This window comes from Cellulomonas sp. H30R-01 (genome assembly GCF_010119915.1).
Classification (GTDB): Bacteria; Actinomycetota; Actinomycetes; order Actinomycetales; family Cellulomonadaceae; genus Cellulomonas; species Cellulomonas algicola.
Genome location: NZ_CP048210.1, coordinates 1772299 through 1792425, shown reverse-complemented (window position 1 = coordinate 1792425; position 20127 = coordinate 1772299). Strand labels below are relative to the sequence as shown.

22 protein-coding genes are annotated in these 20127 nt (G+C 75.0%); 10 read left to right on the top strand and 12 right to left on the bottom strand.

From position 1 onward, the window contains the following. From GXP71_RS07940 to lpdA, 3 genes are all read right to left on the bottom strand, one after another. Complete coding sequence (locus GXP71_RS07940) at nt 1-888, bottom strand: TIGR01777 family oxidoreductase (protein WP_162352217.1); 888 nt, start codon at nt 886-888, stop codon at nt 1-3. Between the two features lie 195 nt (nt 889-1083). Then, nucleotides 1084-2952 (bottom strand): 2-oxoglutarate dehydrogenase, E2 component, dihydrolipoamide succinyltransferase, encoded by a 1869-nt coding sequence (gene sucB, locus GXP71_RS07935; RefSeq protein WP_162352216.1) that lies wholly within the window; start codon nt 2950-2952, stop codon nt 1084-1086. 30 nt (nt 2953-2982) lie between these two features. Further along, nucleotides 2983-4368, bottom strand: coding sequence for a dihydrolipoyl dehydrogenase (lpdA, locus tag GXP71_RS07930; RefSeq protein ID WP_162352215.1), 1386 nt, complete (start codon nt 4366-4368; stop codon nt 2983-2985). 180 nt (nt 4369-4548) lie between these two features. Here lpdA and GXP71_RS07925 point away from each other — a divergent pair, with 180 nt between their 5' ends. Continuing rightward, the gene (locus GXP71_RS07925; protein ID WP_162352214.1) at nt 4549-4896 is read left to right on the top strand and encodes an oxidoreductase; all 348 of its coding nucleotides are present in this window, start codon (nt 4549-4551) and stop codon (nt 4894-4896) included. 60 nt (nt 4897-4956) lie between these two features. Here GXP71_RS07925 and GXP71_RS07920 read toward each other — a convergent pair whose 3' ends face one another. After that, the gene (locus GXP71_RS07920) at nt 4957-6441 is read right to left on the bottom strand and encodes a leucyl aminopeptidase (protein ID WP_162352213.1); all 1485 of its coding nucleotides are present in this window, start codon (nt 6439-6441) and stop codon (nt 4957-4959) included. A 96-nt stretch (nt 6442-6537) separates the two neighbouring features. On the opposite strand from GXP71_RS07920, the gene GXP71_RS07915 reads away from it, so the two are divergent. The 4 genes from GXP71_RS07915 to GXP71_RS07900 are packed head-to-tail and all read left to right on the top strand — an operon-like array spanning nt 6538 to nt 8639. Further along, nucleotides 6538-6897 (top strand): hypothetical protein, encoded by a 360-nt coding sequence (locus GXP71_RS07915; RefSeq protein WP_162352212.1) that lies wholly within the window; start codon nt 6538-6540, stop codon nt 6895-6897. Further along, complete coding sequence (locus tag GXP71_RS07910; RefSeq protein ID WP_162352211.1) at nt 6894-7361, top strand: hypothetical protein; 468 nt, start codon at nt 6894-6896, stop codon at nt 7359-7361. Before GXP71_RS07915 ends, GXP71_RS07910 begins: the two co-directional genes overlap by 4 nt. A 4-nt stretch (nt 7362-7365) precedes the next feature. Continuing rightward, nucleotides 7366-8427, top strand: coding sequence for a quinone-dependent dihydroorotate dehydrogenase (locus GXP71_RS07905; RefSeq protein ID WP_162352210.1), 1062 nt, complete (start codon nt 7366-7368; stop codon nt 8425-8427). Then, a complete protein-coding gene (locus GXP71_RS07900; protein WP_124342477.1) occupies nt 8427-8639 on the top strand; it encodes a hypothetical protein in 213 nt (70 codons plus the stop codon). The genes GXP71_RS07905 and GXP71_RS07900 overlap by 1 nt, the downstream gene beginning before the upstream one ends. Before the next feature lie 58 nt (nt 8640-8697). Here the strand turns inward: GXP71_RS07900 and GXP71_RS07895 are convergent, their stop codons facing one another. Continuing rightward, nucleotides 8698-10155: a PLP-dependent aminotransferase family protein gene (locus GXP71_RS07895; RefSeq protein ID WP_162352209.1), complete on the bottom strand. Its 1458-nt coding sequence runs from the start codon at nt 10153-10155 to the stop codon at nt 8698-8700. A 61-nt stretch (nt 10156-10216) separates the two neighbouring features. Here GXP71_RS07895 and GXP71_RS07890 point away from each other — a divergent pair, with 61 nt between their 5' ends. Further along, nucleotides 10217-10408, top strand: a complete 192-nt coding sequence (locus GXP71_RS07890; protein ID WP_162352208.1) for a hypothetical protein — start codon at nt 10217-10219, stop codon at nt 10406-10408. Further along, nucleotides 10405-11064: a YitT family protein gene (locus tag GXP71_RS07885; RefSeq protein ID WP_202924345.1), complete on the top strand. Its 660-nt coding sequence runs from the start codon at nt 10405-10407 to the stop codon at nt 11062-11064. The genes GXP71_RS07890 and GXP71_RS07885 overlap by 4 nt, the downstream gene beginning before the upstream one ends. Nucleotides 11065-11173: 109 nt before the next feature. On the opposite strand, the gene GXP71_RS07880 is transcribed toward GXP71_RS07885, so the two are convergent. Then, complete coding sequence (locus GXP71_RS07880) at nt 11174-12184, bottom strand: aldo/keto reductase family protein (protein ID WP_162352207.1); 1011 nt, start codon at nt 12182-12184, stop codon at nt 11174-11176. Nucleotides 12185-12246: 62 nt separating this feature from the next. Beyond that, nucleotides 12247-12846: a DUF3043 domain-containing protein gene (locus tag GXP71_RS07875; RefSeq protein WP_124342481.1), complete on the bottom strand. Its 600-nt coding sequence runs from the start codon at nt 12844-12846 to the stop codon at nt 12247-12249. Between the two features lie 32 nt (nt 12847-12878). Here GXP71_RS07875 and GXP71_RS07870 point away from each other — a divergent pair, with 32 nt between their 5' ends. Next, nucleotides 12879-14282, top strand: a complete 1404-nt coding sequence (locus GXP71_RS07870; RefSeq protein WP_162352206.1) for a dipeptidase — start codon at nt 12879-12881, stop codon at nt 14280-14282. 141 nt (nt 14283-14423) lie between these two features. On the opposite strand, the gene GXP71_RS07865 is transcribed toward GXP71_RS07870, so the two are convergent. From GXP71_RS07865 to nadA, 3 genes are read right to left on the bottom strand one after another with little or no spacing between them, the layout of a single operon-like run. Beyond that, on the bottom strand, nt 14424-14954 hold the full coding sequence (locus GXP71_RS07865) for a thioesterase family protein (protein WP_162352205.1): 531 nt from the start codon (nt 14952-14954) through the stop codon (nt 14424-14426). Nucleotides 14955-15006: 52 nt separating this feature from the next. Continuing rightward, nucleotides 15007-15606: a DJ-1/PfpI family protein gene (locus tag GXP71_RS07860; RefSeq protein WP_162352204.1), complete on the bottom strand. Its 600-nt coding sequence runs from the start codon at nt 15604-15606 to the stop codon at nt 15007-15009. Between the two features lie 5 nt (nt 15607-15611). Then, a complete protein-coding gene (gene nadA, locus GXP71_RS07855; protein ID WP_162352203.1) occupies nt 15612-16811 on the bottom strand; it encodes a quinolinate synthase NadA in 1200 nt (399 codons plus the stop codon). A 57-nt stretch (nt 16812-16868) separates the two neighbouring features. Here nadA and GXP71_RS07850 point away from each other — a divergent pair, with 57 nt between their 5' ends. Further along, on the top strand, nt 16869-18059 hold the full coding sequence (locus tag GXP71_RS07850) for a glycerate kinase (protein ID WP_162352202.1): 1191 nt from the start codon (nt 16869-16871) through the stop codon (nt 18057-18059). 127 nt (nt 18060-18186) lie between these two features. After that, nucleotides 18187-18537 carry an iron-sulfur cluster insertion protein ErpA gene (gene erpA, locus GXP71_RS07845; RefSeq protein ID WP_124342487.1) on the top strand — a complete coding sequence of 117 codons (351 nt, stop codon included), beginning with the start codon at nt 18187-18189 and terminating at the stop codon, nt 18535-18537. A 90-nt stretch (nt 18538-18627) separates the two neighbouring features. Here the strand turns inward: erpA and GXP71_RS07840 are convergent, their stop codons facing one another. Together GXP71_RS07840 and GXP71_RS07835 are read right to left on the bottom strand one after the other, a co-directional pair. Beyond that, nucleotides 18628-18879, bottom strand: a complete 252-nt coding sequence (locus tag GXP71_RS07840; RefSeq protein WP_162352201.1) for a sulfurtransferase TusA family protein — start codon at nt 18877-18879, stop codon at nt 18628-18630. Next, entirely contained in the window at nt 18876-20096 is a 1221-nt protein-coding gene (locus GXP71_RS07835) for a cysteine desulfurase family protein (protein ID WP_202924344.1), read from the bottom strand. The genes GXP71_RS07840 and GXP71_RS07835 overlap by 4 nt, the downstream gene beginning before the upstream one ends. Nucleotides 20097-20127 lie beyond the last annotated feature (31 nt).

Below are 20127 nucleotides of genomic sequence, written 5' to 3'. Positions count from 1 at the left end.
TCAGCCGGCGGCGACCCAGGCCGCGGCGGACGTCAGGTCGGCGTGCACCGGGCGGAACCCGCTCGTGGTGAGCGCCGCGGGTTCGGCGCGGATGGACCCGAGCACCTCGGACGAGAAGTCCTGCAGCGCGAGCCGCAGTGCCCACGCGGGGACGGGCACCACGGCGGGGCGGTGCACGGCGGCGGCCAGCGCCCTCACGACGTCGACGTTCCGGTCCGCCGCCGCGACGAGGTTCACGGGCCCGTGCACGTCGGTGGTCAGCAGGTGCGCGATCGCCCGGACCTCGTCGACGAGCGTGATCCACGGCCAGAACTGCTGCCCGGAGCCGAGCCGTCCGCCGACGCCGAGCCGCACGAGCGGCAGGAGCCTCCCGAGCGCGCCACCGTGCGGTGCGAGGACGATCCCGGTGCGCAGCAGCGCGACGCGCACCCCGGCCTCCTGCGCGGGGACCGTCGCGGCCTCCCACTGCCGGACGACGCCCGCGAAGAACGTCGTGCCGAGCGGTTCGTGCTCGTCGAGGACCGCGTCGCCCCGGTCGCCGTAGGCGCCGATCCCCGACGCCTGCAGGAGCACCCGTGGACCGTCGTCGTGCGCCGCCATCGTGCGCGCGAGAAGCCCGGCGGTGTCGACGCGCGACTGCACGACGGCCCGCTTGCGCGAGGGCGTCAGGGGGCGGGAGGCCGCGTTGACGCCCGCGAGGTCGATCACGGCGTCGGCCCCGGCCAGGTCGTGCGGGTCGAGGCGTCCCGCCGTCGGGTCCCACGGGATCTCGTCGGGCCCGCCCGCCTCCCGGCGGACGAGCACGCGGACGCGGTGCCCGTCGGCCCGCAGCGCCGGCACGAGCGCACCCCCGATGAACCCGCTGGCACCCGCGACGACCACGTCCATGCCGGTCACCCTAGGCGTCCGCGCCGCACCCGGCCGGGCGAGACGTGTGCGCGCGGGCACACGACCTCGGCACCCGTCGGACCGGAGGCGACCGGGCGGCACGGCCGAACGGCTCGCGCAGGCAGCGGAGGCGACCCGCGGGACGACGACGGCCCGGGTCCGCAGGGGACCCGGGCCGTCGTCACGCGACGAGCGTCAGAGGCCGACCTCGGCCTCGAACGCGCCCTCCTCGATGCGGGCCTTGACCGCGGAGAGGTACCGCGACGCGTCCGCGCCGTCGACCAGGCGGTGGTCGTACGACAGGCAGAGGTAGCACATCGACCGGATCGCGATGACCTCCTCGCCGTCCGCGTCCTTGACGACCACGGGCCGCTTGACGATCGCACCGGTGCCGAGGATCGCCGACGTGCCGGTCGGCACGATCGGGGTGTCGATCAGCGCACCGCCCGAGCCCGTGTTCGTCACCGTGAAGGTCGCGCCCGACAGCTCGTCCGGCGTGACCTTGTTGGCGCGCGTGCGCGCGGCGAGGTCGGCGATCTTGCGCGCGATGCCGGCGAGGTTGAGGTCGCCCGCGTCGCGGATCACCGGCGTGAGGAGGCCACGCTCGGTGTCGACGGCGATCGCCACGTTCTCCTGGCCGTGGTACGTGATCTGGTTGCCCTCGAGCACGCCGTTGATCTTCGGGAACGCCTTGAGGGACTCGACCGCGGCCTGCACGAAGAACGGCAGGAACGTGAGGTTGACGCCCTCGCGCGCCTTGAAGTCGTCCTTGGCACGAGCCCGCAGGCGGGCGACCTTGGTGACGTCGACCTCGACGACCGTGGTGAGCTGGGCCTGCGTGTGCAGGGCCTCCACCATGCGCTCGGCGATGATCTGGCGCAGCCGGCTGGCCTTCTCCGTGGTGCCGCGCAGCGGCGACACCGACGGGACGGTCGGCGCCTTCGCGGCGGCGGCCGCTGCCGGAGCGGCGGCGGGAGCGGCCTGCGCAGCCTTCGCGGCCTCGGCCTTGGCGGCCGCCTCGAGGACGTCCTCCTTCCGGATGCGGCCACCGACGCCCGTGCCCGTGAGGGTCGCGACGTCGACGCCCTTCTCGGCGGCCAGCTTGCGGACGAGCGGCGTGAGGTACGACCCGCCGGCGTTCGCCGCCGCGGACGCGGTCGGCTGCTGCGCGGCGGCCTCCTCGGCGGCGGGCTTCTCGCCGGCCGTCCGGGCCGACTCGGCCTCGGGCGCGGGCGCCTCGTAGCCACCGGCCTGCGCGGCCGCGGGGGCGGGAGCCTGCTGGGCGGGCGCGGGGGCCGCGGCCGGGACCGGCGCGGGCTGCGCCTGCGCGGGGGGAGCGGCCGCGGGAGCCGCCTCGGGGGCGGGGGCGGCGGCGGGAGCCGGAGCGGCCGCGGCACCGGAGCCCACGATCGCCAGGACGGCGCCGACCTCGACGGTCTCGTCCTCCTGGACGCGGATCTCCTGCACCGTGCCGGCGACCGGCGACGGGATCTCGGTGTCGACCTTGTCGGTCGAGATCTCGAGCAGCGGCTCGTCGACCTCGACGCTGTCGCCGACCTGCTTGAGCCAGCGCGTGACGGTGCCCTCGGTGACGGACTCGCCGAGCGCGGGGAGCGTGACCTCCTGGCCACCGCCACCCTGGCCGCCCGAGGACTGCTCCTGCGCGGCGGGCGCCTCCTGCGCGGGGGCCTCGGCGGGCTCCTCGTGCTCCTCGACGGACTCCTGGACCGGCTGCGCCTCGGCGGCGGGCTGCTCGGCGGGCGCCTGCTGCGCGGGCGCCTCCTGGGCAGGGGCCTCCTCGGCGGGCGCGGACGCACCGCCGCCCTCGCCCGTGCCGATGACGGCCAGCGTCGCGCCGACCTCGACGGTCTCGTCCTCCTGGACGAGGATCTGCTCGAGGACACCGGCGAACGGCGACGGGATCTCGGTGTCGACCTTGTCGGTCGAGATCTCGAGCAGGGGCTCGTCGACCTCCACGCGGTCGCCCACGTTCTTCAGCCAGCGGGTGACGGTGCCCTCGGTGACGGACTCACCGAGAGCGGGAAGCTGCACGTTGTCGGACATGACCGCTCGTGTCTCCTTCGATCGTGGGGGTCAGTTGTGGGCGTGCAGCGGCTTGCCGGCGAGCGCCAGGTGGGCCTCGCCGAGCGCCTCGTTCTGCGTCGGGTGGGCGTGGATGAGCGAGGCGACGTCCTCGGGGTACGCCTCCCAGTTCACGATGAGCTGGCCCTCGCCGATGAGCTCGCCGACGCGGTCACCGATCATGTGCACGCCGACGACCGGGCCGTCCTTCTGGCGCACGAGCTTGATGAAGCCCTGGGTGTCGAGGATCTTGCTCTTGCCGTTGCCCGCGAGGTTGTACTCGAGGGTCTCGACGGCGTCCTCGCCGTGGACCTCCTTCGCGGCGGCCTCCGTGAGACCGACCGAGGCGACCTCGGGGTGCGAGTAGGTGACGCGGGGGATGCCCGACTCGACGATCGGCTGCGGGTTGAGCCCGGCGATCTGCTCGGCGACGAAGATGCCCTGCGCGAAGCCGCGGTGCGCGAGCTGCAGGCCCGGGACGATGTCGCCGACGGCCCAGATGTTGCCGACGCCGGTGTGCAGCTTCTCGTCGGTGTTGACGAAGCCGCGGTCGAGCGTGATGCCCTGCTCCTCGTAACCGACGCCCGACGTGCGCGGGCCGCGGCCGACGGCGACGAGCAGCAGGTCCGCGTCGAAGGACTTGCCGTCCTCGAGCGTCACGTGCACGCCGTTGTCGTTCTGGGTCACGCCCTGGAAGCGGACGCCGAGGTTGAACGCGATGCCGCGCTTGCGGAACGCGCGCTCGAACGCCTTGGAGAGCGCGACGTCCTCGTTGGGGACCAGGTGGGGGAGCGCCTCGATGATCGTGACGTCCGCGCCGAAGGACTTCCACACGCTCGCGAATTCGGACCCGATGACGCCGCCGCCGAGGATGATCGCGGACTTCGGCACGAAGTCGAGCGTGAGGGCCTGGTCGGACGTGATGACCCGGCCGCCGATCTCGAGGCCCGGCAGCGAGCGCGCGTAGGAGCCGGTCGCGAGGATCACGTGCTCGCCCGTGTAGGTCGTGTCGCCGACCTGGACGGCGTTCTGGCCGACGAGCTTGCCGAAGCCCTCGACCACGGTGATCTTGCGGGACTTGATGAGCCCCTGCAGGCCCTTGTACAGGCCGCCGATCACGGTGTCCTTGTACTGGTTGACACCGCCCATGTCGATGCGGTCGAGCGTGCTGTGCACGCCGAAGTGCGCACCCTCGCGCGCGTTGTCCGCGAGCTCGGCGGCGTGCAGCAGCGCCTTGGTGGGGATGCAGCCGTTGTGCAGGCAGGTGCCGCCCACCTTGTCGGCCTCGATGAGGGCGACGTTCTTGCCCAGCTGGGCGGCGCGCAGAGCCGCGGCGTAACCGCCGCTCCCCGCTCCCAGGACGACGATGTCGAAAGCGGTGCCGTTCGTGTCGGCCACGTGCAGACTCCTATGCGCAGGCGTGTGGGTCTCGAAGCTCGCCGACCATCTTGTCATCCCGTCAAGGTCCGAACGACCTCGGCGACCGGGCGCGGCGTGTGATGCTCGGAACAGTCGTCCCATGACTGCCGCTCGGCGCGGTCCCAGCGAACGTCCAGCGTGCCTCGCTACGCTCCCCGGATGGCCTGGTTCTCGCGACGCCGCCACCGCACGCCCGACGCCGTGCCGTCGGACCGTGCCGCGCGTGAGGCGACGCTCGCGCACCTGAGGGAGTTCGTGGCGACGCGGGTCGGCGTCGAGGCGTACGTCGAGCCGCCCACCAACGTCACGCAGACCACGATGATGCTGGTCGCGACGGACGGCGAGTGGACGCGTCGGCGCGTCCCGGACCCCACGGTCGGGTGGGACCTGGCCCGCGAGCTCGGCATCCCCGTGTACGACGTGCAGCGCACCGGCTACCCGCAGCGCGTCCGCGACTGGAACGCGCGTCAGCGGATCGAGCGCGAACGGCGCCGGCGCGCCCTCTGACGCGAACGGCGCCGGCGCGCCCTCTGACAGGCACGGCGGCGCCGCTCGGCGTCGGACGGGTCAGGCGGTCGCGCGGCCCTCGACGAGCGCGAGCAGCGTCCGCACGCCGACGCCGGTGCCCCCGACGGGCGTGTAGCCGTGCGCGGCCTTCTCGTTGAACGCGGGTCCCGCGATGTCGAGGTGCGCCCACGGCGTCGCGCCGACGAACTCCTGCAGGAAGATCCCGGCGGTGAGCATGCCGCCGAACCGGTCGCCGATGTTCGCGAGGTCGGCGACCTTCGAGCGCAGCCCGGCCTTGAGGTCGGCCGGCAGGGGCATGGGCCAGAACTGCTCGCCCGCGGCGTCGGCTGCGGCGACGACCTCGCCGCGCACGTCGTCCGTGCCCATGACGGCGGACACGCGGTGGCCGAGCGCGACCAGCTGGGCACCCGTGAGCGTCGCGATGTCGAGCACGACGTCGGGCTTCTCCTCGACCGCGGCGACGAGACCGTCGGCCATGACGAGCCGCCCCTCGGCGTCGGTGTTGAGGACCTCGACGGTCTTGCCGCCGCGGATCGTGATGACGTCCGACGGCCGCTGGGCGGTGCCCGACGGCATGTTCTCCGCGAGGCACAGCCACCCGGTGACGGCGACGGGCAGGCCCAGGCGGGCCGCGGCGATGACGGTGTGCAGCACGGCGGCGGCACCGGCCATGTCGGACTTCATCGCCTCCATGCCGGCGGCGGGCTTGATCGAGATGCCGCCCGAGTCGAACGTGATGCCCTTGCCGACGAGCGCGACGGTGGCCTTCGGCCGCGAGGGGGCGTACGCGACGCGGACCAGGCGCGGGCCGCGGGCCGAGCCCTGGCCGACGCCCACGAGACCGCCGTAGCCGCCGGACGCGAGCGCCTTCTCGTCGAGCACCGACACCTTGAGGCCCTTGGCGCCGGCCTCCTTGACGGCCGCCTTCGCGGCGTCGGCGAACGCCTCGGGGTACAGGTCGTTGGGCGCGGTGTTCACGAGGTCGCGCGTCGCGTGCACGGCGGCGGCGACGACCTCGGCGCGCGCGACCGCGGCCTTCGCCGCGCTCGAGCGCCCGAGCGACGTGACGACCTGCACGTCCGCGACGGGCGCCTTGCTCGCCGCGTCGGACGCGCGGTAGCGGTGGAACGCGTACGCCCCGAGCAGCGCGCCCTCGACGACGGCGGCGAGGTGCTCGTCGTCCTCGGCGGGCAGCGTGAGCGCGACGGAGGCGGTCCCGGTCAGCTCGCGCGTCGCCGCACCCGCGGCACGGCGCAGCGCCTCGGGCGTGAGGGCGTCCGCGGAGCCGACGCCGACCAGCACGACGACGGGCGCCTTGGTGCCGATGCCGGGCACGCGGCGCACCTCGTCGGTCGCGCCGGTGACGCCGAGCGCCACCGCGTCCCGGGTCAGCGACGTCCGCAGGTCCTTCGGCAACCAGGCGGCGCCGAGCAGCGACGGCGCACCGTCCTTCTGAGCGACACCGACGACGACGGCGTCGACGGCGAGACGGGCGGGGTCAGCGGAGGTGAGGGTGACGGTCACGCGCTCGATCGTAGTTCGTCGCCCTCGCGACGTCGGGGGACCGGCGCGCGGTCGGGCGTCGGGCGCGACGCCGCGTCGCCGGTACGGTGGGGCACCGTGATCGTGCCCCTCGCCCTGCTCGTCGTGGCGGTCTGCGTCGTCCTCGCCGGCTGGGCCGGGTGGTTCGTGGCGCGCGACCGCGCGGTGGTCCTGCGCCAGCTCTGGGGCGCGTCCGTCGTCGAGGGTCTCCTCGTCGTGCAGGCCGTCGTCGCGGGGGTCCTCGCCGTCACCGGTGCGCCCGACGTCGACGCCGCGCTCCTCTGGGGGTACGTGGTGACGCAGGCGATCGTCCTGCCGCTCGCCGCCGCGTGGGCGTTCGCCGAGCGCACACGGTGGAGCTCGGTCGTCCTGCTCGTCGCCGCGCTCACGGTCGCCTTCCTGGAGTTCCGCCTGCTGCAGATCTGGGGGTCCGTGTGACCGACCGCCCCGCCGACGCCGACGACGCCCACCCGGGTCCCGGCCCGCGGCCGACCGGCGCCGGACCCGGCCGCCTCGTCGTCGCGGTCTACGGCGTCCTCGCCCTCGCCGCGACCGCGCGCGGCGTCTACCAGGTCGCGACGAAGCTCGACGAGGCCCCCGTCGCGTACCTCCTGTCCCTCGCCGCCGGGGTGGTCTACATCGTGGCGACCTTCGCGCTGGCCACGGGCCGGCGCACGCTCGCGTGGGTCACCGTGAGCGTCGAGCTCGTGGGCGTCCTGACGGTCGGCGTGCTGTCGCTGGTCGACGTGGGCGACTTCCCCGACGAGACGGTGTGGTCCGGGTTCGGCCAGGGCTACGGGTACGTGCCGTTCGTCCTGCCCCTGCTGGGCCTGTGGTGGCTGTGGCGCACCGGGCGTCCGGTGGACGGCACCGGTGAGGCCGCCCGCCAGCCCCTAGGGTGATGTCGTGTACCGCCTCCTGTTCGACCTCGTGCTGCGCCGGCTCGACCCGGAGCGTGCGCACGAGCTCGCCTTCCGCCTGATCCGCGTCGTCGCCGCCGTCCCGGTGCTGCGCGACGTGGTGCGCGGCGTGCTCGCGCCGCCGTCGACCGGTGCGGTGCGGGTCTGGGGGCGGACCTTCCCCTCGGCGTTCGGCCTCGCGGCCGGCTTCGACAAGAACGCGGTCGGCGTCCCCGGCATGACGATGCTCGGCTTCGGGTTCGTCGAGGTCGGCACGGTCACCGCGCAGGGGCAGCCCGGCAACGAGCGCCCGCGGCTGTGGCGCGTCCTCGACCGGCGTGCGCTGCGCAACCGGATGGGCTTCAACAACGAGGGGTCGGCCGCGGTCGCCGCACGGCTGCGCCGGCTGCGCGCGACGCCCGCCGGCCGCCGCTACGTCGTCGGCGTCAACATCGGCAAGACGAAGGCGACGCCCGCCGAGCAGGCGCCCGTCGACTACGCGACGAGCGCCGCGCGGCTCGCGCCCTACGCCGACTACCTGGTCGTCAACGTCTCCTCGCCCAACACGCCGGGCCTGCGCGACCTGCAGGCCGTCGAGTCGCTGCGACCCATCCTCGAGGCGACGCGCGTCGCGGCCGACGAGGCCACCGCGAAGGCCGGCCGCCGGCCCGTCCCGCTGCTCGTCAAGATCGCCCCCGACCTGTCCGACGACGACGTCGACGCGGTCGCCGAGCTGGTCGCCGAGCTCGGGCTCGACGGCGTCGTCGCCGTGAACACGACGATCGGGCACGACCTCGGCCCGGGCGGCCTGTCCGGACCGCCCCTGCTCGCCCGTGGCCTCGACGTCGTCGCGCGGTTGCGCGACCGCCTCGGTGACGAGGTCGTCATCGTCGGCGTCGGCGGTGTCACGTCCCCCGCCGACGCCCGCGAGTACCTCGCCGTCGGCGCGACCCTCGTCCAGGGCTACACCGGCCTGATCTACCAGGGGCCGGGCTGGGCCGGGCGGATCGGCCGGGCGCTCGCGGCGGACGCGGGCCGGCGCGGCTCCAAGACGGCGACGGCAGCGTGATGGTCGTGCGTCCCCAGTGGGAGTGGCGGTTCGACGGCGCGGACGGCGCGCCGCTCGAGCGGCCCGTCAGCCCGGTCTTCACGACGCAGTTCGACGCCGAGCAGTGGCTGGGCGAGACGTGGCGCGTGCTGTCGTCGCAGGGCGTGCAGGCCGCGCGGCTCGTGCACGAGGGCGTCCAGGCGACGCCCACGCTGTCGATCCCGGCGGCCTGACCCACCCCGACCCGACACCCCGACCCGCTCGACCGACCGCGGCGGCCGGTCGTGCGGGTCAGACGACCGCCCGGACCGGAGCGACCGGCTCCCAGGTGACGGACCCGAGGTCGCCCCACGCGGCGGCGAGTCCTTCGACGCCGCGGCGCAGCACGTCGGGCGCCTCCGCGAACGGCACCCGCACGTGGTCCTCGAGTCCGCCGTCCACGCCGAACGCGGGGCCGGGGACCAGCCGGACGCCGTGCCGGAGCGCCGACGCTGCGAGCGCGGACGACACCGGTGCGCCGAGGTCGACCCACAGCGACAGCCCCCCGGCCGGGACCGGCACGTCCCACGTCGGCAGGTGCTGGCGCAGCAGCCCGACCAGCAGGTCCCGACGCTCGCGCAGCACGGACCGGCGGGCGGCGAGGACGTCGGCGGCGCACGCGAGGAGCTCGGCGACCACGAGCTGCTCGAGCGGCGGCGTGCCGATGTCGACGTGCGCCCGCACCGACGCCAGCCGGGTGACGAGGTCCGGGTGCGCGCGCACCCAGCCGACGCGCAGACCACCCCAGAACGACTTCGAGGCCGAGCCGATCGCGACGACCACGTGCGACGCGCTGCCGTCGCCCGGGAACGACGCGGGTGCGTCGCCGTCGATCGTGAGCTCGGTGAGCACCTCGTCGCCGACGACCGTCGTCCGGTGCCGTCGCGCGATCGCCCGCACGGCTGCGCGCTGGTCGGGGTCGAGGCTCGTCCCGGTCGGGTTGCGGTGGTCGGGGATGAGGTAGACGAGCCGCGGCGCGACCTGCCGGACGGTCGACTCCAGCAGGTCCACGTCGAGGCCGTCGGCTCCGGACGGCACGGGCACCGGTCGTGCACCAGCGGCCCGGACGACGTCGACCGCGTGCGGGTAGGTCGGCTGCTCGACCACGACGCGGTCGCCGGGGCCGGCGTGCGCGGCGACGAGCAGGTGGATCGCCTGCTGCGCACCGGTGGTGACGAGGATCTGGTCCGGTGAGGTCGGGGTGCCGCGCTCGGTGTACCAGCGGGCGACCGCCTCGCGCAGGACGGGCAGACCGAGCGGCGCGTAGCCGCTGCCCGCGAGGTGGCGGGGGAGCGCGTCGAGCGCGGCGAGGTAGGCGCCGTGCAGCGCCGACGGTGCCGAGGGAGCCGCGATGGAGAGGTCGGTGAGCGAGTCGTCGACGCCGCCGAGGACGGGCATCGGCCGCCGCGCGCCGGGACCGGAAGGGAGCGTGGTGACGGTGCCGCTGCCGCGCCGGCTCACCAGGTAGCCCTCGTCGCGCAGCAGTCCGTAGGCCGCGGTCGCGGTCGTGCGGGAGACGCCGAGCGCGTCGGCGAGCTCGCGCTCGCCCGGCAGACGGGTGCTGATCGGGAGCGTGCCGGACAGGATCGCGGCGCGCAGCGCGTCGGCGAGGGCGGTGTAGGCGGGACCGCCCTGCTGCCAGGCGCCGAGCAGGCGTGCGACCCGGGCGCCGGCGACGCGGCGGTCGGTGGGGAGGTCCGAGACCGTCATGGAGCCACTTTCCCACAAGTGGCTATGTTCGGCATAGCCACTGGGTCGAGAGGATGAGGCCATGTCGCACGTGCTCGGCCTCACCCTCGTGTGGGGTCTCGTCGGTCTCGGTCTCCTCGCCGCCCTCGTCGTCGCGCTCGCCCGCCTGGTGCGGGGCGACGGCCTCGGGCACCGGCCCCCGCCGCCCTGCCGCCCGGACTGGGCCGCCGGGAGCATGCTCGAGGTCCGGTCGAGCGTGCGGACCGGCCTGTGAAGGGCGTGCTGCGCGGCCTCGCGCACCGGCCCGTCCGTCGTCTCGTCCAGCTGTTCGCCGGCGTCGTGCTCTACGCGGTGTCGATCGCGCTCGTCGTGCACGCCGGGCAGGGGAGCATGCCGTGGGACGTCCTCACGCAAGGGCTCGCGCACCGCACCGGTCTCTCGTTCGGCACGCTCACGCTGCTCACGAGCGTCGCGGTCCTGCTGTGCTGGTGGCCGCTGCGCCAGCGACCCGGGGTCGGGACGGTCGCGAACGTCCTCGTCATCGGCCTGCTCGTCGACCCGGTGCTCGCGCTGCTCGACCGGCTGCCCGACCCGTTGCCGCTCGCGGCGGCGATCGCGATGGCGGTGACCGGCATCGTGCTCAACGGCGTCGCGACGGGTCTCTACGTCGGCGCCCGCCTCGGCCCCGGCCCGCGCGACGGGCTCATGACCGGGCTCGTGGCGCGCACCGGGAGGTCCGTCCGGCTCGTCCGCACCAGCATCGAGGTGGCCGTCGTCTCCGTCGGCTGGGTGCTCGGCGGCACCGTCGGCTGGGCCACGCTCGCCTACGCGCTCGGCGTCGGCCCGCTCGCGCAGGTGTTCCTGCGCCTGTTCACCGTCCCGCTCGACGACCCCGCACCGCAGCCGGCGGGGGAGCCGGTGAGCGCCTGACACGACGGTGCCCCGTCCCGCCCGGAGACCGGGCGGGACGGGGCACCGTGCGTGCGGGTACGCGCCAATACGCGCCGGTACGCGTCGGCGCGCGTCGGCACAGCGTGGGTCAGCGCGACGCGGGCGACGACTTCGCGGTCTCCGCGGGGTCCGTCACGACCGAGTCGCCCAGGACCTCGTCGATCCGGGCCATCAGCTCGGCGGGGATCTCGACGCCCGACGCCTTGACGTTCTCCGCGACCTGCTCGGGACGCGACGCGCCGATGATCGCGGACGCGACGTTCGGGTTCTGCAGCACCCACGCGATCGCGAGCTGCGCCATCGTCAGGCCGAGCTCGTCGGCGACGGGCCGCAGGTCCTGCACGCGGGCGAGCGTCTCCTCCTGCTCGAGGAAGCGCCCGATCATGCGCGCGCCACCCTTCTCGTCCGTCGCGCGCGACCCCGCGGGAGCCGGCTGGCCCGGCTTGTACTTGCCGGTGAGCACGCCCTGCGCGACGGGCGACCAGACGATCTGCGACAGACCGAGCTCCTGCGACGTCGGGACGACCTGACCCTCGATGACGCGCCACAGCGCGGAGTACTGCGGCTGGTTCGACACGAGCCGGAAGCCGAGGTCCCGCGCGAGCTCCTGCCCGGCGCGGATCTGGTCGGCCGTCCACTCGCTCACGCCGATGTACAGCGCCTTGCCCTGCCGGACGACGTGCGCGAACGCCTCCATCGTCTCCTCGAGCGGCGTCGCGTGGTCGTAACGGTGCGCCTGGTAGAGGTCGACGTAGTCGGTCTGCAGCCGCTCGAGGGAACCGTCGATCGACTCGAGGATGTGCTTGCGCGACAGGCCGGAGTCGTTCGCGCCGCGCGGGCCGGTCGGCCAGTAGACCTTGGTGAAGATCTCGAGGCTCTGGCGGCGCTCGCCCTTCAGCGCCTCGCCGAGCACCGACTCCGCGACGGTGTTCGCGTAGACGTCGGCGGTGTCGAACGTCGTGATGCCCGCGTCGAGCGCGGCGCGCACGCAGGCCGTCGCGGTGTCGTTCTCGACCTGCGAGCCGTGCGTGAGCCAGTTGCCGTAGGTGATCTCGGTGATCTTGAGGCCGGATCGGCCCAGGTGGCGGTAGTTGACCATGCGATCAACCCTACGTCCGTCACCCGGGCGTGCCGCGCGGGCCGGGGCCGGCGGGCGGCGCGTCAGGCGGGCTTCTGCCCGTGCTTGACCTGCGGCTTCGGCATGCGCGACGGGCGGATCTGGAACGCGCGCAGGACGCCGTACATCGCGGTGCCGCGGACCACGGCCTTCTCGCCGAACTTGGCGATCAGCCGCTTCTTGAGGCCGCGCCACAGCAGCCACCCGTCGACGATCGCGGCGAGCACGTACACGTACAGCGCGACGATCACGTAGAACGCGAACACGGGCGCGGTCTGCGCGAGCGCGAACTGCGCGACCAGCGCGACGGCCGCGACGGGCAGGAACAGCTCGCCGAGGCTCCACCGCGCGTCCACCCAGTCGCGCACGTAGCGACGGACCGGACCGCGGTCCTTCGCGGGCATGAAGCGCTCGTCGCCCGTCTGCATGGCCTTGTACTCGCGGTCGCGCTGCTCGCGCTGCGCCGCCCGGGCGGCCTTCGACGCGGCCTTGCGGTCCTGCGGCACGAGGGGACGCTTGTTGGCGGCCTGCGCCTCCTTGCGCTTGGGCGTCGGGCGCCCCTTGCCGCCGGGGAGGTCGGGGGTCGGAGCCGACTCCACGAGGCCGGGGATCTCGTTCACGGGCTCCTTGCTGCGTCCGAACACCCCCTCAGGGTAGTCGAGTACCGTGGCGATCCGTGACCGACCAGCGCGCTCCCGAGACCACGACCGACCCCACCGCCCGCGTCGACGAGCTGCGCACGCGCACCGCGTCCGCGTTCGCGGGGATCCGCACGGACCTGGAGGCGCTGGTCCGTATCCCGAGCGTCTCGAATGCCGCGTTCGACCAGGCCCACGTGCGGTCGAGCGCCGGCGCGGTCGCCGACCTCCTGCGCGGTGCCGGGCTCGACGAGGTCGACGTGCTCACCGTGACGACGGCCGACGGCCGCACCGGCGCCCCCGCGGTCGTCGCGCGCCGGCCCGCGCCCGCCGGTGCCCCGACCGTGCTCCTCTACGCGCACCACGACGTGCAGCCCCCGGGTGACTCCGCCGCGTGGCAGACCGAGCCGTTCGAGCCCACCGAGCGCGACGGTCGGCTGTTCGGCCGCGGTGCGGCGGACGACAAGGCGGGCGTCGTCGCGCACGTCGGCGCGCTGCGCGTGCTCGGTGACGAGCTGGGCGTGGGCGTGACGGTGTTCGTCGAGGGCGAGGAGGAGATCGGCTCGCCGACGTTCGCGGACTTCCTCCACGCCCACCGGGACCGGCTCGCGGCCGACGTCATCGTCGTCGCCGACTCGACGAACTGGTCGGTCGGCGTCCCCGGGCTCACGACGTCGCTGCGCGGGCTCGTCGACTGCACGGTCGAGGTCGAGGTCCTCTCGCACGCCGTGCACTCGGGCATGTACGGCGGCCCGGTGCTCGACGCCGTGACGCTCCTCGCCCGGCTCGTCGCGACGCTGCACGACGACGCGGGCGACGTCGCCGTCGCAGGGCTCGTGCACGCGCCCGACCCGGCGGTCGAGCTCGACGAGGAGCAGCTGCGCGCCGACGCGGGCGTGCTGGGCGGTGTGCGCCTCGCGGGCACCGGTCCGATCACCGCGCGCCTGTGGACGCGTCCGGCCATCTCCGTCATCGGGTTCGACGCGCCTGCCGTCGCGACCGCGTCGAACACCATCACGCCGCGCGCGGGCGCGAAGCTGTCGATGCGCATCGCGCCTGGGCAGGACCCGGTCGCGGCGATGGCCGCGCTGCGCACCCACCTCGAGGAGCACGCGCCGTTCGGTGCCCGCGTCACCGTGACGGACGGCGAGAAGGGCCGGCCGTTCCTCGCGCCCGCCGACACCCCCGGCATGCGCGCCGCGCGTCGGGCCTTCGGCGAGGCGTGGGGCACCGAGCCGGTCGACATCGGCGTCGGCGGGTCGATCCCGTTCATCGCGGACCTGCTCGAGGTCTACCCCGACGCGCAGATCCTCGTCACGGGCGTCGAGGACCCGGACAGCCGCGCGCACGGCGCGAACGAGTCCGTGCACCTCGGCGAGCTCGAGAAGGTCGTCCTGGCGGAGGCGCTGCTCCTCGACCACCTGGCCCGCGGCGCGTCCTGACACGTCACGACCCTCCGGGGATGTCCCGGGCGGGCGTCACCGGGGCCGGGTGTCACCGGGACGGGTGTCACCGGGACGGGCGTCGCCGGGACGGGCGTCGCCGGGACGACCCGTCGCGTCAGGCGGCGCGGTGCGTCGTGTTCAGGCGCGGTGGGCCACGTCGACCGCAGCCGCCCACGCGGCGACGTCGTCGGGCAGCTCGGGCGCCTCGACGTGCTCACCCGCGAGCAGCTCGACCACGTCGGGCGCGGGGATCCGCCGGCCGTCGCGTGCGAGGAAGCGCCCCGCGACGACGCCCCGCGCGATGTGCTGGTCGCCGCGAGAGAACGACTGCTCGAGGTAGCAGACGCGCTCGTCCCACCCCAGCACGCGGGTGGTGATCGTGAACCGCTGCCCGAGCGTGAGGGACCGCCGGTACTTGACCGTGGACGCGGCGACGACCGGGTACCAGCCGTGCTCGGCGAGCAGGCGGTAACCACCGAGGTCGGCGATGAAGTTGGCGCGCGCGACGTCCATCATCTGCAGGTACACGCCGTTGTTGACGTGCCGGTAGAGGTCGAGGTCGCCGGGGTGCACGCGCATCGTCGTGACGGACGGCGAGAAGAGCGTCTGCCCCGGGACCGCGGGCCGGGGGCGGAACGTGGCGAGGGCGAGCTGGAGCGTCCGAGTCACGACGCGATGTTACTCGCGGGTAGCAAACAGCGGCGAGGGCGCCCGCCGACGGTCAGACCGGGGGAGCGGGGTCGTACTGGATGCCCCGCCGGACACCGCGGGCGGCCTCGACGGAGTCCAGCCGCGCCACCAGGTGCAGCGCCATGTCGATACCCGCGGACACGCCCGCCGACGTCACGACGTCGCCGTCGTCGACGAACCGCGCCTCGGTGTCCGCGAGCACGCTGGGATCGATCGCCGCGAGCTCGTCGAAGGCCGCCCAGTGCGTCGTCGCCGGTCGTCCGGCCAGCAGCCCGGCCGCCGCGAGCACCAGTGCCCCCGTGCACACGCTCGCGACCAGCGGGGTCGTCGCCCGGACGCCGCGCAGCCACTCCAGGTGCTCGGAGTCGGCAGCGAGCGGGCGCGTCCCCGCACCACCCGGGTACACCAGCACGTGCAGCGGGCCGATCTCCTCGGCGGAGGTGTCCGGCACCAGGCACAGGCCCTTCGCGCAGCGGACGCCCGCACCGTCGGCGGAGAACGTCACGACCTCGGGGTGCAGGGGCGAGTGGGCCGCCCAGGACGACAGCACGTCGAACGGCCCCACGACGTCGAGCTCCTCGGCCCCGTCGAAGACGAAGACGCCGATCCGCAGGTGGTGGCCGGTGTTCACGGGACTCAGTAGCCCGGCAGCGCCAGCATCTGGTCGAGTGCCACCCGGGCCCAGTGGGCGTCGTCGGCGTCCACCACGATCCGGTTCGGCACGCGGCCCGCGACGAGCGACTCCATCGCCCACACCAGGTGCGGGAGGTCGATGCGGTTCATCGTCGAGCAGAAGCACACCGTCGAGTCGAGGTAGTGCACCTGCTTGTCCGGGTGCGCGGCGGCCAGGCGGCGCACGAGGTTGAGCTCGGTGCCGACCGCCCACGACGTGCCCGGCTCGGCCGCGTCGAGCGCCTTGATGATGTACTCCGTCGAGCCCACCATGTCGGCCGCCGTGACGACCTCGTGCTTGCACTCGGGGTGCACGAGGACCGTGACGTCCGGGACGGCCGCGCGGACGTCCGTGACGTTGCGCGCGGAGAACCGGCCGTGCACCGAGCAGTGCCCGCGCCACAGGATCATCCGCGCGTCCTTGAGCTGCTGCGCCGTCAGGCCGCCGTTCGGCTTGCGCGGGTCGAACACCACGCAGTCGTCGAGCGACAGGCCGAGCTGCAGCACCGCGGTGTTCCGCCCGAGGTGCTGGTCCGGCATGAACAGCACCTTGCCGGTGCCGTCGAGCCCGCCGACCTTGTCGAACGCCCAGCGCAGCGCGACGTGCGCGTTCGACGACGTGCACACCGTGCCGCCGTGGCGACCCGTGAACGCCTTGATCGCCGCGGTCGAGTTCATGTACGTGACCGGGACGGTGTCCTCGGCGACCCCCGCGTCGACCAGCACGTCCCACGCGTCCTCGACCTGGTCGATCGCGGCCATGTCCGCCATCGAGCAGCCCGCCGCGAGGTCCGGGAGGACGATCTGCTGGCTGTCCGACGTGAGGATGTCCGCGGACTCGGCCATGAAGTGCACGCCGCAGAAGATGACGAACTCGGCGTCGGGGCGGGCCGCGGCCTCGCGCGCGAGCTTGAACGAGTCGCCCGTCACGTCGGCGAACGCGATGACCTCGTCGCGCTGGTAGTGATGACCGAGCACGAACGCGCGGTCGCCCAGCGCGGCGCGCGCGGCGCGCGCCCGCTCGACCAGGTCCGGGTCGCTCGGCGCGGGGAGGTCCCCGACGCACTCGACCCCGCGCTCCGAGGCGAGGTCGACGCCGCGGCCGAGCAGCAGCAGGGCCGAGGGCGCGGGCTCCGTGAAGGCGGCGGAGGTCGTCAGCGTCACGGGACCGATCCTCGCACACGGGCGTGCGCGCGAGCCCGGGCCGTCCGGCGTGCCACCATGCACCGCGTGCGTGTCCTCGTCGCCCCCGACACCTTCGGCTCCGTCCTCACCGCCCGCCAGGTCGCGGCCACGATCGCCGACGGGTGGCGTGCGGCAGCGCCGCACGACGACGTCGACCCGTGCCCGCTCGCCGACGGGGGGCCGGGGTTCGTCGACACGCTGCACGCCGCGCTCGGCGGGCAGACGGTGCCCGTGACCGTCACCGGGCCGCTCGGCGAGCCCGCGCCGGCGGTGCTGCTCCTGGTCGACGGCCCGGGCGGGCGCACGGCCTACGTCGAGTCCGCGCACGCGATCGGCCTGCCGCTCGTCCCGCCGGAGCGCCGCGACCCGACGCGGACCACGACGCGCGGCGTCGGCGAGCTCCTGGTGGCCGCCCGCGAGGCGGGTGCGCGCCGCGTCGTCGTCGGCCTCGGCGGGTCGTCCACCAACGACGGCGGCGCAGGGATGCTCGTCGGCGCGGGCCTCGACGCGGCACCCGGACGGCTCGACGTCGGCGGCGGGGCGCTCGCCGGGCTGCGTCCGGAGGAGCTCGGGGGGCTGCGGGCGCTCCGCGCCGCCTGGGCGGACGTCGACCTCGTCGCCGCGACCGACGTCGACGTCCCGCTCCTCGGCCTGCAGGGCGCGAGCGCCGGCTTCGCACCGCAGAAGGGCGCGACGCCCGAGCAGGCCCAGGCGCTCGAGCGCGCGCTCGCCGACCTCGCGCACGCCGCGACCACCGCGCTCGCCGACGACCTGCGTCCCGACCTGCTCGCCGGAGCACGCGCGTCGTCGGCCGCCGCACGCCTCACCGCGGCCCCGGGCGCCGGAGCGGCCGGCGGGCTCGGGTTCGGGCTCGCCCTCCTCGGCGCACGCGTCGTGCCGGGCGCCGCGTTCGTCGCGGAGCACGTCGGCCTCGACGACCGCCTCGCCGCGAGCGACCTCGTCGTCACCGGTGAGGGCCGGTTCGACTGGCAGAGCCTGCACGGCAAGGTCGCCGCCCAGGTCGCCGAGCGCGCGCTCCGGCACGGCATCCCGACCGTCGTCCTGGCGGGCGACGTGCAGGTCGGCCGGCGCGAGCTGTCCGCGGCGGGGATCACGGCGGCGTACGCGGTGGGGGAGACGCCCGAGGAGGTCCGGGCCGCGCTCGCCGACCCCGTCAGGACCCTGCGCGCGCGCGCCGAGCGGGTCGCCCGGACGTGGTCGCGCTGACGCCCGGGCCGTGCGGGCGGGCCGCGTACGACGACGCCCGCGGACAGTCGTACCCTGGTCGGGAACAACGCGGCGCGCGACGGTGTTGCGCACCGTTGACGTGAGTTCCCCGGCACCAGGAGAGACGATGAGCGAGACCACGCAGACCCAGACGCACGGCGTCCTGCTCACGGACGTGGCGGCGGACAAGGTCCGCAGCCTGCTCGAGCAGGAGGGCCGCGACGACCTGCGTCTGCGCGTCGCCGTCCAGCCCGGCGGCTGCTCGGGCCTCATCTACCAGCTGTACTTCGACGAGCGTCTGCTCGACGGCGACGTGACGCGTGACTACGACGGCGTCGAGGTCGTGGTCGACCGCATGAGCGTCCCCTACCTCGAGGGCGCGACGATCGACTTCGCCGACACGATCGAGAAGCAGGGCTTCACGATCGACAACCCGAACGCGGGCTCGGCCTGCGCGTGCGGCGGCTCGTTCAGCTGATCACCGACGCCTGACGAGGGCCCGGCACCGGATCTCGGTGCGGGGCCCTCGTGCGTCAGGGCTCCGTCGCCGGGCCACGCGTGCGACACCTCACGCCACGGGCGCGTCCCCGAGGCGGACCGTGAGGCGCCAGACGCCCTCGTCGTCGGTGCTCGACACCATCGTGTGGCCGCGCATCCGGGCCCACGCGGGCACGTCGTGCCGTGCCGCGGGGTCGGTCGCGAGCACCGTGAGCTCGCTCCCCGGCGCCGCGGTGCGGGCCGCCTTCGCGAGGGCGATGACGGGCGCCGGGCACCGCAGCCCGCGCGCGTCGACGACCAGCGGGACCGGCCCCCCGGTCACAGGCCGTCCACCCCGCCGGCCGTGCGCACGCGCGCCACGAACTCCGGCAGCACCTCGAGGAACCGGTCCACGTCCTCGCCGCGCGTGCCGCGGGGCAGCGCGAGCCGCACGTTCCCGTGCGTGAGCACGCCCATGGCCGCCAGCACGTGGCTCGGCTCGAGCGAGCTCGACGTGCACGCGGAGCCGGACGCGACCGCGAAGCCCAGCGCGTCGAGCGCCGTGACGAGGGCCTCGCCGTCGACGTAGAGGGACGAGAAGGTCACGACGTGGGGGAGGCGGTCGTCGGGGTCCCCGACGACCTCGGTGTCGGGCACCTCGGCCGCCACGCGGGCGCGGACCAGGTCCACGAGCGCACGCCGCGCGGCGTCGGCGGCCTCCCGGTCGGCGTCGGCGACCTGGAGGGCGACCGCCGCGGCCAGCGCGGCCGGCACGCTGACGCCGCCCGGGAACCAGCGGTCCTCGTCCTCGGGTGCGACCGGCGAGCGCCGGACGCCGCGGCGCGTGACGAGCACGCCGATGCCCGCGGGCCCGCCCCAGTCGCCCGCGTCCGCGGCCAGCACGTCCCACGCGTCACCGACCTCGGCGTGCCCGAGGCTCGCACCGGCGTCGACCAGCAGGGGGACCCCGGCCCGGCGCGCGGCCGCGTGGACCTCCGCGACGGGCTGCCGCGTCCCGACCTCGCCGTTCGCGTGCTGGAGCGCGGCGAGCGCCACCCCGGGCTGCCCGACGGCGTCCACCATGCGCGCGACGTCGACGCGCCCGAGCCCGTCGACCGGGACGTCGACACGCCGGCCGCCCGACGACGCCACCGCGGTGTCGGCCGCGTGCAGCACGGCGGCCCGCTCGACGGTCGGGACCACGACGTCGCCGCCCGCGCGCCGGCGCCCCCGCGCGACCGTGAGCACGGCCGTGTGGAGGGCGGCGGTGTGCGACGGCGCGAGGTCGACGTCCTCGGTGCGTGCCCCGACGACGGCCGCGATCGCCTCGCGGGCGCCGTCGAGCAGCAGGCGCGCCCGTCGGCCCTCGGCGTGCAGACGTCGCGGGTCCGCCCAGCCCTGGTCCAGCGCCTCGACGAACGCGGCCCGCGCCTGGGGGAGCAGGGGTGCGCGCCCGCCCGCGTCGAGCACCACCCGACGGACCGCTCCGGGGGCAGTGGTGTGCGTCACACCGCGGTCGTCGACGGCCGGGACCGCGGGGGCGTCGTCACGGGGGCTCACCGGTGCACCGTAGCCCTGACCGGCGCGGTCG